The following is a 14,498-nucleotide window of genomic DNA, read 5'->3' as shown; positions in this document are numbered from 1 at the left end:
GCAGTCATTGCACTGATTTTATACTTTCTTAACTTATAAAAAAAGCGCCTGTTGCCAATGGCTCAGACACTTTTCCTTCTCTATTATTTAATTGTAAGTGTTTCTTCATAGGCTTGTTGAAATTTTTGTATATCTCCAGCACCCATAAATATTAACACACTATCTTCGTATTTTTTTAAAGCTTCTGTATGAGAAAGCTCTAAAATAGCGCTGTGATCAATCAATTTTTGAAGATCTTCAATCGTTAACTGACCAGTTTCTTCTCTTGCCGAGCCAAAAATATCACATAAATAAACGCGATCTGCTTGACTAAGGCTGTCAGCAAATTCTTGTAGAAATGTTTTCGTTCTTGTAAATGTATGTGGTTGAAAAATAGCTACAACAGATTTATTCGGATACTTTTTACGAGCTGATTCAATGGTAGCGGTAATTTCTTTTGGATGATGCGCATAATCATCAATAAGTACTTGATTTCCAATTTTCTTTTCAGTAAAACGTCGTTTTACCCCACCGAAAGTGTCTAGTTGTTTGATACTCTCAGCGTCAATGCCTTCATAATGACAAATTGCCGTAACGGCTAACGCATTTAAGATATTATGGTCTCCGTACATTGGTATGGAAAAAGTATCATAATAGGTATTACGAACAAACACATCAAATTCGGTACCATGATCCGTTTCTACAATATTCTGCGCCTGAAAATCATTCGTATCTGCAAATCCATAATATACGACCGGAACTTTTGCTTGGATTTGTTGTAATTGTTCATCATCACCACATGCAATTATTCCTTTCTTTACTTGGTCTGCCATTGATTGGAATGCTGCAAATACGTCATCAATACTAGTAAAGTAATCCGGATGATCAAAATCAATATTTGTCATGATTGCGTAGTCCGGTTCATATCGTAAAAAATGACGACGATACTCACATGCCTCAAACACAAAATATTTACTATCAACATGTCCCTTCCCTGTGCCATCTCCAATTAAATAAGATATCGGGAATGAACTATTTAACACGTGAGCAAGTAGTCCCGTTGTCGACGTCTTTCCATGAGCTCCTGTGACAGCAATGCTTGTATACTGTTTTAACCACTCACCTAAAAACTCATGATATCTATAAAACGTAACACCTTGTTTCTTTGCTTCCTTTATTTCTAAATGATCATCAGGGAATGCGTTTCCTGCAATGACTGTATAATCTTCTTTGATGTTGCTTTCTGAAAAAGGTAGAATGGGAATGCCTTTACTCTCCAATGCTTCCTGTGTAAAAAATCGCTTTTCTACATCTGATCCCTGCACATTTTCACCCGAATCGTAAAGAATTTGTGCAAGAGCACTCATTCCTGTTCCCTTTATACCAATAAAATGGTAAGTTGTCATAAAAGAACCTCCATATTGAACGTAAAAGGATTCAAAATCATCTCTTTATTTATATATTTTTTACAGCTATTTTTTCATTATAGCAAATCCCTCAGAGGAATAAAATAATAACCAAGAATTTCAATACATTCTAATTATTCTTTGCCATTTTCACCTATAAATGGTACTTTTTCTAAACGTGGGTTAGGGCGATAACGTCGACCTTCTTTTGCTTCAGGCGTACCATTCAGTAATACGTTATCTCCGGTAAAGCCGATATTAAGCTTTAATAAGCTTCTTCCTACGCCATACATATCTACTGGTACACCAAGTTCTTCAAATTGAACGATACGATCTTCTGTAAATCCACCACTAACCATTATTTTTACATGGGAATATCCTTCTTCATCTAATGCATTACGCAAAGCAAAAATTAACTCAGGATTTACTCCTCTTGGATCAAATGTCCCCATTAAATGGTGATTTCTTAAGAAATACTTATCTACAAGTGTACGAGAAGTATCCAATCGAACTGATTTTAATTCCTTACCAAACTCACTTGCCACTTTCAATGAATCCGTTATTACATCATTATTATAATCAACAAGTGCGGCTAAATCATCTTCTGGGAAAAGTTCATGGTAGGCTTTGCAAGCAGCTACAATATCGCCTCGAAACATTTGAATAAGTGCATGAGGCATTGTCCCCATCCCTTCTTTTCCCCACCATTCATTCATTGCATGTGTTGCTTGGGCAGTTGATCCTCCAATAAACGCGGCATAACCATCCCCAGCTTGCTGCGTATAGTGATCGTCCCGATCCCCCATAAAAATAACAGGTTTTTGCTTACCAGAAGTACGTGCAGCTTTTACCACATTGTATACATTCGTAGCGACAGATGTTCTTCTGGAAAGTATCCCGTCAATGATTCCCTCTAAAAAGCCAAATTGATGGTAGCCTCCAGAAACGGTTAATACAGATTCGAAAGGATGAATTTTATCTCCATCCTTTAATGAATGTATGTCTAATGTTTCAGGTTGATCCGCAAAGGTATGTAATAGTGCTATTGCTTCATCTGTCCCACATAGTACGGCATCCGACTTTTGAAAAAATTGCATGGTTACTTGATTATCAGGTAATTTCTTCTCCGCAATTTCTTTTGTTTTAAGAAAATAGACGGCAGAGAACCAGCCTTCTTTAATTCGTTCATCAAATTTAAACGTTTTATTTGTTAATCGTTTTATTTTACCGTTTAACTTCTGCTCAATTTCCTTCATGATTTCGTTTTCTCCTTAAAATATATGATCACTATATCTAATCATATAAAAATTTCGCATAGGAAACAAGACTTACAAGTTTTACATTCCTATAGCATGTCTTCTACCTGTGACAAAGTAACCAACACTTCTCTAGGCTTACTACCATTCTGACCAGAAATTATACCACGATGTTCAAGTGTATCAATGAGTCTGGCTGCTCGATTATACCCAATTTTAAAATGACGCTGCAGCATGGAGGTACTTGCACCATTTTGCTCTAGCACAAATAATATAACATCTTGAAAAAGGTCATCCTCCTCTTCATCCATCGTAACTTGTTCTAGTAACTGTTCTTGCTCAAACAAATAATTCGGTTCTGCGATTCCTCTAACGTGATTTGTAACACGCTCAATCTCTTCATCTGAAACAAAGGGACCTTGAAGACGAATGCTTTTTCCTGCTCCATTTTCTATAAATAACATATCGCCTTTTCCTAGTAATTTTTCTGCTCCACTAGTATCTAAAATCGTTCGTGAATCCACCTGCGAAGAAACACTAAATGCAATTCGAGTTGGAATATTAGCTTTAATTAAACCAGTAATGACATCGACAGATGGACGTTGAGTAGCGAGAAGTAGATGAATGCCACAAGCTCTAGCTTTTTGGGCAATTCTGCTAATTGCATCCTCCACATCTTGTGGAGAAACCATCATTAAATCTGCTAACTCATCAATAACAATAACAATGAATGGCATTTTGTCTTGCTTACGATCCTGCTTAATCATTTTTTGATTGTATCGCTCAATATCACGCACACCTTCATGCACAAACTTCTCATAACGGTCTTCCATTTCTGTTACTGCCCATTTCAGTGCAGCTGTAGCTGCTTTTACATCTGTAATTACGGGCGAGACTAAATGAGGAATACCATTATATGGAGCGAGTTCAACCATTTTAGGGTCAATTAATAAAAATTTAACGTCTTCATGACTCGCCTTATACAATAAGCTGATTATCATGGTGTTTATACATACACTTTTTCCTGAACCTGTTGCACCAGCTATTAATCCATGTGGCATCTTTTGAATATTTGTAATAAGTGGTTGTCCTTCAATACTTAACCCTAATGCAATGGTTAATGGCGATAAACTTCGACTAAATGCTTCTGTTTCAAATATTGCTTGTAAGCCAACCATTTGTGCTTTTGGATTTGGAATCTCAATACCTATCGTATTCTTCCCTGGAATAGGAGCTTCAATTCGAATATCCTTTGCGGCCATATTAAGCTTTAAATCATCACTTAAATTTTTAACCTTACTTACCTTAACACCTAACTCCGGTTGCACCTCAAATCGAGTAACAGAAGGCCCCTGTGTTGCATTCACTACCCTGGCCCGTACATTAAAGTGTGTTAAGGTTTGTTCAAGTAACTTCTGCTGTCCTTCCATCCACCTTCGGTCATCTGCACCGGCTTTTTCTATATCATTTAGAAGGTAGTATGGTATACGATGCTCCTTATTATTTTTCTCAGGAGCTGTTGTTTTTATGATCTTCTCCTCTTGCTTTTGTTTTTGCTTTGATTTTTCAAATAAATTCTTTTTATCTCGTGGTGTCATCATAACATTGAACGGAACCGTCTTCACACTATCGCGATTTTGTTTTCGCTTTTCGGATCGTTTTATCTGTTTCTCAGGTTCTGGACGGCTATCTAATTCCTCTTTGTCATATGAATGATCTTGATTCTCTTGTTGTATGGAGTCATCTTGCACGATAAAATTCGATTCATCAACCTCATCCTGTTCGCGCAATAAATTTCGCTGTTCACCCTCGGCATCAGGCAGTTCTTTTTCTTTTAAAGGTGCTTCTGCTACAATTGACTCACTTTCATCGAACAGCTTTTGCTCCTCTCGACTGTTGTTTTCTTCCTTTCTTTGGTAGGCTGGTATATTCTCAACTTTTTTTTCTTCATGTCTTGGCCGAAAACCGTAGATTGGCGAAGGGACTTCAGTTGGGCGAAACGGTATATCTGGATCTTTTTTATACACCTTGTTCGCATTATGATTATTTTGCTTCTCTGATTTTTCACGTCGTTCAACCGAAACATGTTGACTTGTCCTGCTTTGACGCTTTCGCTGATAAGCTGGTACTTCTTTTGGCTGTTGTTCATTTACAGACTGATTGAATCGGCTAGCTTTTGTTGCTTTTCTTTGCGAATTCCGATTTTCTTCTGTTTTTGTACCTGTGATTCTCCCCGTATTATATAGTGTTCCTGTTTCTCTTACTTGCTTTCTGCTTGTCCTTTCTTCTACTCTGTCAGGAATGACTGGGAAGCGAAAAGATTTATTCGCAGGATATTGATACATCATTTTTGCCTCAAGATTACTTTTCTCAGCTGTACGGCTCTCTTCATGCTGTTTTTCTTCCTCTTCACTATCTGCAAAAAGACTCTTAATTTTTTTCTTCCAATTATCCCACACTTCAATTCACTCATTTCTATATCTATAAATCTAGTATTCCTTTATTGTAGCAGTTTTATTACGTTCATGGCAGGTTTATGTAATAAGCTAAGGCTTGGACTGTCCTCTTTTGCTTATATCTATCGAAAAAAACAACCTAAGTACTAACACAGGTTGTTTTTCTCTATTTACATTACGAATTCATTACCAACTTGATAATTATCTTCTAAAACATATATCCCCTTCTCCTTAGGGGCATTTGGTAATCCAAGTTCCTTTTGCGAGCATATCATACCATTCGAAGAAACACCTCGTAATTCTGTCGGTTTGATCTTCATTCCACTTGGCATCATTGCACCTACTTTTGCAACTACAACCTTCTGTCCAGCTTCCACGTTTGGAGCACCGCAGACAATTTGTAATGTTTCATTACCAACGTCCACTTTACAAACACTGAGTTTGTCAGCATTCTCATGTTGCTCCTTACTTTCTACATAACCAATTACAAACTTGGGACTTAAGTCAAAATTCAAATCATCATCTAAGTTAAGCTGACGAAACAACTGTTTCATTTCTGCTAAATATTCTTCCGTTAACGTTATCTTTCCAGTTGAAAGAAAAGTAAAGTGCTGTGACGCATGAAAAATATTATAGCCAATTACTTTACCTGAATGATCTGTGATTCTTACAACATCACCATTCCTATCCGTTTTTATTTTCTCACGGTCTCCTTCTTCCATAGGGATGATTAGCACATCACCAATTCCATTTAAGTTGTAAAAAACATCCATGTTCATCATCCTTTTCCATTTCTAATTCTTTTCTGGTTTGTTTTTGGCTAAGATAAAGATTGGCTCCAATGTCTTATCTTCATATATCATTGGAAGTGAAGTGATTGGGATTCTCCCTTCCGCAAAGAACTTCATAGTCATCTGTGCCAGAATATCATAGCCTGTTTTATTTTGAACATCTGTAATAATTAGTACGTCCTGATGAGGTACTGCAATTGCTAGTTCACCTTTACTATTAGCTTTCATTTCTTCCAAAAATGCTTCATTTAAAATTCTGCTAGCATCATAGCCATCCTGTGTTGCAATAAAATAAAAATCATTGCCTGCAACTTGATCTTCTTTATAATCAACTGGTAGTGAACGCAAATTAAATGTAGCAATTTCATCGATATGCTCTTTGGTCCAGCCTTCTTTATCGAGTAAGTCTTCATCAATTAATCGATAGGACTTTCCTAAATCCAATGCATAAAACACACGTGTCTCAGCCGTATGATCTTTATATACTAAGTCAATTTCTGCTTTTGTAGTGATTGGGAAAGAAGTTGAGCGAATCACTGGATAAATCTGTTTTTCCATTCCAGATAAGTGATGTTCCTCATTCATAATTCGCAATGCTTCTTTAATATGTTCCTCAAGCTCAACAATAGCTACTTCTCCACGTTGATTGTATTTTGCAACAACATTTGGTAACGTTATGGTCATTCCTTTTTTCGATTCTTTCCATTCAATACGAAATGTGTCTTTATCTCGATTATAAGAAGTGCGATACGCTTCATTAGCTAATCGCTCTTCCAAAATTTTTTTTAACTTCAAACTTGTCATTTTCATATGAATCCTCCTGACGTATTACACCCTCTTCCTATAAGAATGCTCCAATTACGTCTGCGATCTTAGACAACCTTTTATCATCTAGATAGCTTATATAAAAGAGGTTAAAATTTTTGGTTACGTTAACTAACTTTATTTATCACTGACTTCTTTTAGAAACTCGATAATTTCTTGTTTCGTTTTACGATCTTTACTTACAAATCTTCCCGTTTCTTTTCCGTCATTAAAGGCAATAAAACTTGGTATCCCAAAGATCGCATAATCTTGGCATATATCAATAAATTTATCTCTATCTACTTTTACGAATGAAAAGCTTGGAAATTCTGCCTCAATTTCTGGTAGTACTGGTTCGATAACGGTGCAATCAGGACACCATCCCGCTGTAAAATATAGAATAACATTTTCTTGTTTTATCCATTTTTTAAATTCCTCTTGTGACGCTAAAGTTTCCATTATATCAACTCCCACAATTATGATAGACTAGTTTATCGTTTGTTTCCAACATAATGTAACATATATGCAAGTAAGTGTATTGTAAAAGAGACTATACCAATAACTATAAGAAATAGTTCGTACCTTTACCTAAAACAGTAAATATGCAAACATATGGTATACTCAACTTATATTAAAATAATCCCGTTTCTTTTTCAATTAACAGTTGTTTTATTGTAAAGCAATGGACTTCGCTATTTTCATCATTGTCTCTGCATCCTCATCAAGGCCATTTTTATCTACATATGTGGTCACCTTAACACCACCTACACCGACCTGCAATTCAAATTTATTATCTTCCTCAGGTAAAACCCGAAAATATCCAAATCCGTTAGAATCAGAAAAAGATGATACGTTTAACGCATCTTTTTTCGTTGCAGCTGCAAAATTTAATGTACTTTTCGCATTTTCATTTGTGTTATGAAATACAATAAAGGTTTGATTCTTATCCTCTAGAATTAGGTTGCTCTCATCTTCATCTACAACTTCCATCCCATTTGGTAAATAGAATGATTTATTTCCTATCCCATAGTTCAAGGGTACTTTTTCTTTATTCTCAAAGGTTTCCTTCGTAATTTTCTCAGCTTCCTTGATAGCTTCTTGATCAGACTTCATACTGCAGCCACCGGTAATAAGAACTAATATAGATAAAAACACCACTAAAAAAGGTAGCTTTATCCTCATATAATTCCTCCTATTTCCTCCTATTTTTACACCATCTATCATACTATGGATAGAAACGAAAGTGAAACACGCTACGTTACCTTCGGTTGTTAAATTCTTTTCAATTGTTTTATTTTTGTATACGATAGTACTAAATCATGCAATGGAGGAGATATAATGGAACTAACCGTCTATTTAGCGGGGCAAATTCATGACAACTGGAGAGATGAAGTAGAACAGCTAGCAACGAACAAAGGACTTCCTTTAACCTTTGTAGCACCTCAAACAAATCATGAACGTTCGGATAATATTGGAGACGACATTATAGGAAGACAGCCCAGTAAAGTACACAAAGATGAAGCCGCATCACGAATAAACAATTTCAGGACGCAAGTACTCATGGAAAAAGCAGATATAGTTATCGCTCTATTTGGTGAAAAATATAAGCAATGGAACACAGCTATGGATGCCAGCTATGCAATAACGTTAAATAAACCGACCATTATTATTCGACCAGAATCCCTAATACATCCATTAAAGGAGTTATCAGCGAAAGCAAATGTCACCGTTGAATCGATAGAACAGGCTTTAGAAGTCATTAATTATATATTTGAATAAAGTGAAACTTCAATCAGTGGAGGGTTGGTTTATCACCCACTGATTGTTAGGTGAACCAATCGGACATTTACTGCAGTTGAACCCTCACTTACCAATATTGGTAGTGGTTTTACTGTATTGCTTGAAGTGAAGGTTTTATATGCTGGATAAATCTTGCAAGCTTTCTTCATGCCTATCACTCGCTCATTACTGACGAAAGTCCAAGTCTATAGTTCGTGTCTGAATGGATGTCATCAAATGAAGATGGCTGTCGATAGTTTCGACAGCCTAAAGTTTGGATAGAGTTTTTATGCTTTATGGAATTCCCATTGCCCTCTTAATAAGGTTACTACATGAGAAAACATCGCTTGTCTAGTCATTAGGTAATTCGTGAAAACTCCAATTGCACCTTCCTTTTTACTTACGTCCTCCTTATTTGCATACGCGTCCATCAAATAGCCAAGCTCTTTACCTTCTGTCAATTCCGTTGCAAGTTCTTTAGGCAAAATAATTCTAGCACCACTAGCTGTATAGACAGTTTCTTCAGGAGTTACTAGTGCACCCCAATTACAAAGATAAAGCTGATCACCGATATACATTACGCCACCTTCAAGACCTATTCCAAAATTATTTGAGCCTTCTGCACAAGCAATGGCACGATTAATCGCTCCCTGTCTAGTCTCATCATCGGAAAATGGCTGTGCTGCCACATGAGATTGGACACGCTTCGATGTTACATAGCTTTCAGGAAAAACTTCTGTCACTGCTTTTAGCTTAGCAGGATTGCTTGATCCGACTGTAATATTCATGCTTTATCTCCTTTTTTATTATAACTATTATACAGATTGATGAATTTGATCTAATGTATTTTGGTCCGTTTGTTTAATTAGCTTTACTAATAATTCTTTAGCAGCTGCATAGTCATCAACGTGAATGATTGATGCTGACGTATGAATGTAGCGTGAGCAAATCCCAACAACGGCTGATGGCACACCATTATTTGCTAAATGTACACGCCCAGCATCCGTACCACCTTGAGAGATAAAGTATTGATATGGAATATTATTGCTTTCCGCTGTATCCAGCAAAAAGTTTTTCATTCCTTGATGGGTGATCATCGAACGATCAAAAATTCGTAACAATGCCCCTTCTCCCAGTTGACCAAATTCCTCTTTATTTCCAGAAGCATCGTTTGCTGGTGAAGCATCAAGTGCATAGAAAATATCTGGTTTAATCATATTTGCGGCTACTTGTGCACCTCTTAGCCCAACTTCTTCTTGAACAGTTGCCCCAGAAAATAAATGATTCGGTATCGTTTGACCTTGTAACTCTTGTAGTAATTCGATTGCTAAGCCACATCCATAACGATTATCCCAAGCCTTTGCCATAATTTTTTTGTCATTCGCCATTGGAGTAAAAGGAGTTAGCGGCACTATAGATTGCCCAGGCTTAATTCCAATTTTTTCAGCATCCTCTTTATCATCTGCTCCGATATCAATTAGCATATTCTTTATTTCCATTGGCTGCTTACGCTGTGCATCTGTTAGATTATGTGGTGGTATTGATCCAATGACACCTACAATTGGCCCATTATCTGTCATAATTTGAACTCGTTGAGCAAGTAATACTTGGCTCCACCATCCACCTAATGTTTGAAAGCGAATCATTCCATTTTTTGTAATTTGTGTCACCATAAAGCCTACTTCATCCATATGACCTGCTACCAATACTGTTGGACCTTCTCCTTTTCTCTCTCCAAAAATACCACCTAAGTTATCTTGAACAATATTATCTGCATATTTACTTAGTTCTTGTTTCATAAATTCTCGAACAAGCTTTTCATTGCCTGGTGCACCTTGCAATTCCGTTAAATTTTTAAAAAGTGTTAGCGTTTCCTGATTCATGTAAAATCCCACCCTTTGCTTTCTATGTACTATTAATAGTATAACGGAAGTTGTCTATCTGTTTCCACTATTGGCTCATGTCACTTTATTATTTTCTATTTTTTTTAGAATACGATATACTAGCATATGTAAAGATTAGTGATATAGATTCAAAATAATAGCAAGAGGTGAATAGAAATGGGTATGAAAAAAGCAGTTCTTGCAGCAGGGTTAGGTGTAGCAGTAGGGTACATTGCTAAACAACAAATTGATCAAATGCAAAAAATAACCCCGGAGAAAGCTTTAAAGCAAGCGAAAGAAACCTTTAAAAAACAAGGTCCTATAAGTGGTTCGTGGATCTATATGAAGCCACAAGAAATAGAGAAAAACGGTCTACTATACAGCGCCTATCGTGGTGGTGTAACACGTAACCTTGATGGGGAAAATAAACAGTATGAATTCTACGTAGATGTAGAAACAGGTGCTGTTATTGACTCTGTACAAACTGCCTAGAACAGGTGTCTACAAGTTACAACTCGATACTTACTTAATCAAAAAAAGCTGCTGAACATACGTGCAGCTTTTTTGATTGTGTCGTGTATTTTTAGCTATTTCGTTTTATTTTGTCAACGGCATTACCTGCTTCGTCATACTTAATGGCTCTGTAATATGCGTCATGGTAAAACGTATACCAAGCGCGCTTTCCATATCCAATATCCATCCACTTTTCTTTTTGATGAACGGAAGTAACCGGATAATCATCATAGGCTAGCGCCCATAATTTATTTTGATGCGCATGTGTTGGCATAATATCTGCCATATGAATAAAACAAGAATCGCCGTCTTCGAAGACAATAATACTATGTCCCTCGCTATGTCCACCAGTATGAATCATCTTTAACCCAGGAATGAGTTCTATTTCAGTTGCAAACGGTTGTACTTGATGAACTATTGACTCCCAGTTCTTTTTCCAATATGTATTCACAGATCGTATATTTGGATTTTTCATTTCATTCCATTCTAGCTTCGACGTATAGATAGTTGCATTGTTAAAAACTGGTTCATATGAATCTCCTTTTACCTTTGTTAGTCCACAAGCATGATCAAAATGAAGATGTGTCATTAGTACTGCATCTATATCATCGACTGATAATCCAATTTCTGCTAAGGACGCATCTATATTTGATTGCTCCATTACACCGAAATTACGCATCTGTTTATCCGTTAGTTTATGATAGCCCAAACCGCTATCAATTAAGAATTTTTTATTATCAATTTCTACTAGAATCGGATCTGTTCGTAATTCAATCTGGTTTTGGTTGTTATAGGGATATTTCTTACTCCATAATACTTTTGGTACTACACCAAACATAGCCCCACCGTCCAAATAATTTACTCCACCTTGAAGCCATGTTAATGTCGCTCTTCCTACCTTAAGCCTTTCCACCACTTATCTCCCCTTTTTTATAGTTTTAGTTTAGCAAAACGTTGAACAAAATCGCAAACGCTATCATTTTAAAAAATGACATCGTATGACAGATTGTAAGCTATTGCCTTGTCCCTAATCTCTTAAAGCGTCGTTAATGGCTTTCAAAATTTCAGCACAGCATGCTATATACAATAAAGCATTTAAGCAAAGGCAAAGTAGCCTATTTTGCTCGGAGTTTCGTTATCTTATTTTCTTTTTGTGACATTAGAACGATTCATTTATGACGAGCAATCAACTACGCTATTTCCAGAGTAGCTATGACTCATCCTTTCCAGTTATTCATTTTTTCTTCGATTAAACTCTTTTGTCCGTGCTTTCGCCATACAAGAACAAAAGAGCAAGTGCCCGATTAGAAGGGTAGTGACTGGAACGAGTCAACGGAGATAAAGGAAGCACGATGAACTTGTGAGCCGATGATGACTTAGATTAGGGTGATTCGTGAAGTCGCCCTCGTTTCTGGGCGCTGGAGCTGCTGCAACTCAACACGCCCATATGGATCCACATGGGCAAATTTTATATTTTCCTAAACAATAATTATGAGGATCGGACAAAACACAACTTCTTTACTCAAAATACGAATAATCATGTTATCAATAGGAGTATCATCACCGCACCGTGAAACTATACGCGCTTTCCCCGGGTACAGTCTCAGCTAACTTGGTAAAGAAAAACACGTTACCAAGTGGATCTTCGGACTCGTGCTGTTCCCGCTGGAGTCTCGCTTATTTCAGGTGCTAAATGAATGATTCTGATCAAAAAACGAACGATAATTAATTCCAACCTAATCATCGTTCGTTTATTATTGTTGCTTCATTATTTTGTCTCAGTTCCTATTTTTATTGCTAATTGAAGCACGGCAACGATAAATCGGTTGACCCTTTGCCGAGAATTTTTCTTCATATTCAGTCATTCTATTTGTTGGATCATCAATGGAATGCAGATCTAAATTTACTTCCGAAAGTACAAATCCATATTGTGAAAAACTCATTAATGAATATTCGAATAACCCCATATTATCTGTTTTTAACACAATCTCACCTAATGGATCTAGTATCTCCTGATACTTTTCTAAAAACGTATGGTACGTTAATCTTCGCTTTTCATGCCTGTTTTTCGGCCATGGATCAGAGAAGTTTAAATAAATCGTTGCAACTTCATTTGCTGAAAACAAGTCTATTATATTTGCAGCATCTTCGTTTACTAACAAAACGTTTGGCTGCTTTGATAGTATTACTTTTTGAGCCGCCGTTACAATAATGCTTTTAGCAAGCTCTATTCCAATAAAGTTTATCTCTGGAAACTGTTTAGCCATCTCTGAAATAAATTGGCCCTTTCCAGTGCCGATTTCAACGTGAATAGGATTACGATTACCAAAGAGTTCATGCCAATTATTTTTATGCGACGAGGAATTTGGTATCACAATATGTGAGTTTTCCTGCAAAAAATCATCAGCCCAAGGTTTATTTCGTTGACGCATTTTCTTCCTCTCTTTCTGTAGTTAAAAGTATAGAAAAAGAAATATGAACGATACTAAGATCTGAGGTGATCGAGGATGACATTAAACGTAAACAATCAACTAACATTACTGAAGGACCTTTTAGACGAACAAAAGCTCGACTGCTGTGGGAATGTTTCTGAATATCAGCAAATAACACGAATTGTACAATCTCTTATGAATAACTCAAATGTAACAGACAAACAACTGATGCAGTTACTTCCAGAAATTCATTATTATGGAAAAGAAGGAGAGAAGACACAGGATATTGAACAGCATATTACTGCCAATAATGATAACTTGAATAATTGGATAAATGCAATACACCAATCTAATTTAAATTAAATGCAACAATATGATCGTTTAATTCTTTTAAATCCTGTAATCTTTCATGTACTTTACTAATTTCTTTTCTTTCAACATGCCAACAAACATAATGTAGAGCATCAAGTAATAAATACCAGTACATCCGTTCAATTAGACGATTATCACTAGTAATTCCATAGTTCCGCAGCCATTCATCCCAATTCTCTTTTGGAATATACCATTTCAAAACCATACCATAATCCGTCACTGGGTCTGCAATCAATGCGTTATCCCAATCAATTAGATAGAGGTTGCCTTCATCAGTAAGTAAAACATTATTGTGGTTTAAGTCACCATGACAAACCACAAGTTTTTGTTCTCTTGTGATCGGTAATAATTTCTTTAAATATACCAGTGCTTTTTGTACGTATTCGTTTGTCTTTAATAAATCTGTATATTCTAATCTCTTTAATATATTTAAATAGCTTTCATCTGATGTAACTGGTTTTTTCCCCAGTCGCATAAGCATGTGTAATAACTCTGATGAATGGTGAATTTTCCGTAGCAATGCAGCAACATCTGTATGTTGCATTTCTGCAGGTTTTAATTCTCTACCCTCAAGCCATTCCTGCGCTGTTATCACATCACCATTTTCCATCCGTTTTGTCCAAATTAGCTTTGGAACAATGCCTTCTGCTGAGAGTACAGCTAAAAATGGTGAAGAATTTCTTTTCAAAAACAGTCGTTGATCGTTCTTCGTTGCTAGATAAGCGTCTCCAGTTAACCCCCCAGCTGGAGTCACTTGCCACTCGTTACCTAGAACTCGCTTCAGCCAGTCCACCATAAATTCCTCACATCTTTCAAAATTTAGCGTT

The 14,498-nt window shown here is 36.4% G+C and carries 15 protein-coding genes; 3 read left to right on the top strand and 12 right to left on the bottom strand.

The genetic code is table 11. The annotated features are described in order from the left end of the window. Positions 1 to 83: 83 nt before the first annotated feature. The 7 genes from murC to JUJ52_RS08995 all read right to left on the bottom strand — a co-directional run bounded on the left by murC (position 84) and on the right by JUJ52_RS08995 (position 7,874). The gene (gene murC / locus JUJ52_RS09025; RefSeq protein WP_205388715.1) at positions 84 to 1,385 is read right to left on the bottom strand and encodes a UDP-N-acetylmuramate--L-alanine ligase; all 1,302 of its coding nucleotides are present in this window, start codon (positions 1,383 to 1,385) and stop codon (positions 84 to 86) included. Between the two features lie 134 nt (positions 1,386 to 1,519). Next, positions 1,520 to 2,641, bottom strand: a complete 1,122-nt coding sequence (locus JUJ52_RS09020) for a nicotinate phosphoribosyltransferase (protein WP_026681473.1) — start codon at positions 2,639 to 2,641, stop codon at positions 1,520 to 1,522. A gap of 89 nt (positions 2,642 to 2,730) precedes the next feature. Further along, on the bottom strand, positions 2,731 to 5,100 hold the full coding sequence (locus JUJ52_RS09015) for a DNA translocase FtsK (RefSeq protein ID WP_226983529.1): 2,370 nt from the start codon (positions 5,098 to 5,100) through the stop codon (positions 2,731 to 2,733). 167 nt (positions 5,101 to 5,267) lie between these two features. After that, positions 5,268 to 5,870 carry a YtpR family tRNA-binding protein gene (ytpR, locus tag JUJ52_RS09010; protein ID WP_026681475.1) on the bottom strand — a complete coding sequence of 201 codons (603 nt, stop codon included), beginning with the start codon at positions 5,868 to 5,870 and terminating at the stop codon, positions 5,268 to 5,270. A gap of 21 nt (positions 5,871 to 5,891) precedes the next feature. After that, entirely contained in the window at positions 5,892 to 6,698 is an 807-nt protein-coding gene (locus JUJ52_RS09005; RefSeq protein WP_026681476.1) for a DUF1444 domain-containing protein, read from the bottom strand. Between the two features lie 132 nt (positions 6,699 to 6,830). After that, entirely contained in the window at positions 6,831 to 7,151 is a 321-nt protein-coding gene (locus JUJ52_RS09000) for a thioredoxin family protein (protein WP_026681477.1), read from the bottom strand. Positions 7,152 to 7,361: 210 nt separating this feature from the next. Further along, positions 7,362 to 7,874, bottom strand: coding sequence for a hypothetical protein (locus JUJ52_RS08995; RefSeq protein WP_026681478.1), 513 nt, complete (start codon positions 7,872 to 7,874; stop codon positions 7,362 to 7,364). Positions 7,875 to 8,030: 156 nt separating this feature from the next. Between JUJ52_RS08995 and JUJ52_RS08990 the strand changes: the two genes are divergently transcribed. Next, positions 8,031 to 8,471 (top strand): YtoQ family protein, encoded by a 441-nt coding sequence (locus JUJ52_RS08990; protein WP_026681479.1) that lies wholly within the window; start codon positions 8,031 to 8,033, stop codon positions 8,469 to 8,471. A 287-nt stretch (positions 8,472 to 8,758) separates the two neighbouring features. Here the strand turns inward: JUJ52_RS08990 and JUJ52_RS08985 are convergent, their stop codons facing one another. Then, positions 8,759 to 9,259 (bottom strand): DUF84 family protein, encoded by a 501-nt coding sequence (locus JUJ52_RS08985; protein ID WP_026681480.1) that lies wholly within the window; start codon positions 9,257 to 9,259, stop codon positions 8,759 to 8,761. 27 nt (positions 9,260 to 9,286) lie between these two features. Then, on the bottom strand, positions 9,287 to 10,354 hold the full coding sequence (locus JUJ52_RS08980) for a M42 family metallopeptidase (protein WP_026681481.1): 1,068 nt from the start codon (positions 10,352 to 10,354) through the stop codon (positions 9,287 to 9,289). Positions 10,355 to 10,531: 177 nt separating this feature from the next. On the opposite strand from JUJ52_RS08980, the gene JUJ52_RS08975 reads away from it, so the two are divergent. Beyond that, entirely contained in the window at positions 10,532 to 10,846 is a 315-nt protein-coding gene (locus JUJ52_RS08975; RefSeq protein WP_026681482.1) for a PepSY domain-containing protein, read from the top strand. 91 nt (positions 10,847 to 10,937) lie between these two features. On the opposite strand, the gene JUJ52_RS08970 is transcribed toward JUJ52_RS08975, so the two are convergent. Beyond that, positions 10,938 to 11,780, bottom strand: coding sequence for a YtnP family quorum-quenching lactonase (locus JUJ52_RS08970; RefSeq protein WP_026681483.1), 843 nt, complete (start codon positions 11,778 to 11,780; stop codon positions 10,938 to 10,940). Positions 11,781 to 12,645: 865 nt separating this feature from the next. Next, on the bottom strand, positions 12,646 to 13,299 hold the full coding sequence (gene trmB / locus JUJ52_RS08965) for a tRNA (guanosine(46)-N7)-methyltransferase TrmB (protein WP_026681484.1): 654 nt from the start codon (positions 13,297 to 13,299) through the stop codon (positions 12,646 to 12,648). Between the two features lie 75 nt (positions 13,300 to 13,374). Between trmB and JUJ52_RS08960 the strand changes: the two genes are divergently transcribed. Next, complete coding sequence (locus JUJ52_RS08960; protein ID WP_026681485.1) at positions 13,375 to 13,662, top strand: YtzH-like family protein; 288 nt, start codon at positions 13,375 to 13,377, stop codon at positions 13,660 to 13,662. Here the strand turns inward: JUJ52_RS08960 and JUJ52_RS08955 are convergent. Then, positions 13,649 to 14,467, bottom strand: a complete 819-nt coding sequence (locus JUJ52_RS08955) for a phosphotransferase family protein (RefSeq protein WP_026681486.1) — start codon at positions 14,465 to 14,467, stop codon at positions 13,649 to 13,651. The genes JUJ52_RS08960 and JUJ52_RS08955 overlap by 14 nt on opposite strands. Between the last annotated feature and the right edge of the window lie 31 nt (positions 14,468 to 14,498).

The organism is Virgibacillus sp. AGTR, assembly GCF_016919725.2.
In the GTDB taxonomy this organism is placed as follows: domain Bacteria; phylum Bacillota; class Bacilli; order Bacillales; family Amphibacillaceae; genus Virgibacillus; species Virgibacillus salarius.
The sequence above is the reverse complement of the archived record's forward strand: the minus strand, read 5'-3'. Positions and strand labels throughout refer to the sequence as shown.

Excerpts from the sequence above, each read along its gene's own strand:
- murC (WP_205388715.1), bottom strand. The coding sequence starts at position 1,385 with ATGACAACTTACCATTTTATTGGTATAAAGGGAACAGGAATGAGTGCT.
- JUJ52_RS09020 (WP_026681473.1), bottom strand. The coding sequence starts at position 2,641 with ATGAAGGAAATTGAGCAGAAGTTAAACGGTAAAATAAAACGATTAACA.
- ytpR (WP_026681475.1), bottom strand. The coding sequence starts at position 5,870 with ATGGATGTTTTTTACAACTTAAATGGAATTGGTGATGTGCTAATCATC.
- JUJ52_RS09005 (WP_026681476.1), bottom strand. The coding sequence starts at position 6,698 with ATGAAAATGACAAGTTTGAAGTTAAAAAAAATTTTGGAAGAGCGATTA.
- JUJ52_RS09000 (WP_026681477.1), bottom strand. The coding sequence starts at position 7,151 with ATGGAAACTTTAGCGTCACAAGAGGAATTTAAAAAATGGATAAAACAA.
- JUJ52_RS08995 (WP_026681478.1), bottom strand. The coding sequence starts at position 7,874 with ATGAGGATAAAGCTACCTTTTTTAGTGGTGTTTTTATCTATATTAGTT.
- JUJ52_RS08990 (WP_026681479.1), top strand. The coding sequence starts at position 8,031 with ATGGAACTAACCGTCTATTTAGCGGGGCAAATTCATGACAACTGGAGA.
- JUJ52_RS08985 (WP_026681480.1), bottom strand. The coding sequence starts at position 9,259 with ATGAATATTACAGTCGGATCAAGCAATCCTGCTAAGCTAAAAGCAGTG.
- JUJ52_RS08980 (WP_026681481.1), bottom strand. The coding sequence starts at position 10,354 with ATGAATCAGGAAACGCTAACACTTTTTAAAAATTTAACGGAATTGCAA.
- JUJ52_RS08975 (WP_026681482.1), top strand. The coding sequence starts at position 10,532 with ATGGGTATGAAAAAAGCAGTTCTTGCAGCAGGGTTAGGTGTAGCAGTA.
- trmB (WP_026681484.1), bottom strand. The coding sequence starts at position 13,299 with ATGCGTCAACGAAATAAACCTTGGGCTGATGATTTTTTGCAGGAAAAC.
- JUJ52_RS08960 (WP_026681485.1), top strand. The coding sequence starts at position 13,375 with ATGACATTAAACGTAAACAATCAACTAACATTACTGAAGGACCTTTTA.
- JUJ52_RS08955 (WP_026681486.1), bottom strand. The coding sequence starts at position 14,467 with ATGGTGGACTGGCTGAAGCGAGTTCTAGGTAACGAGTGGCAAGTGACT.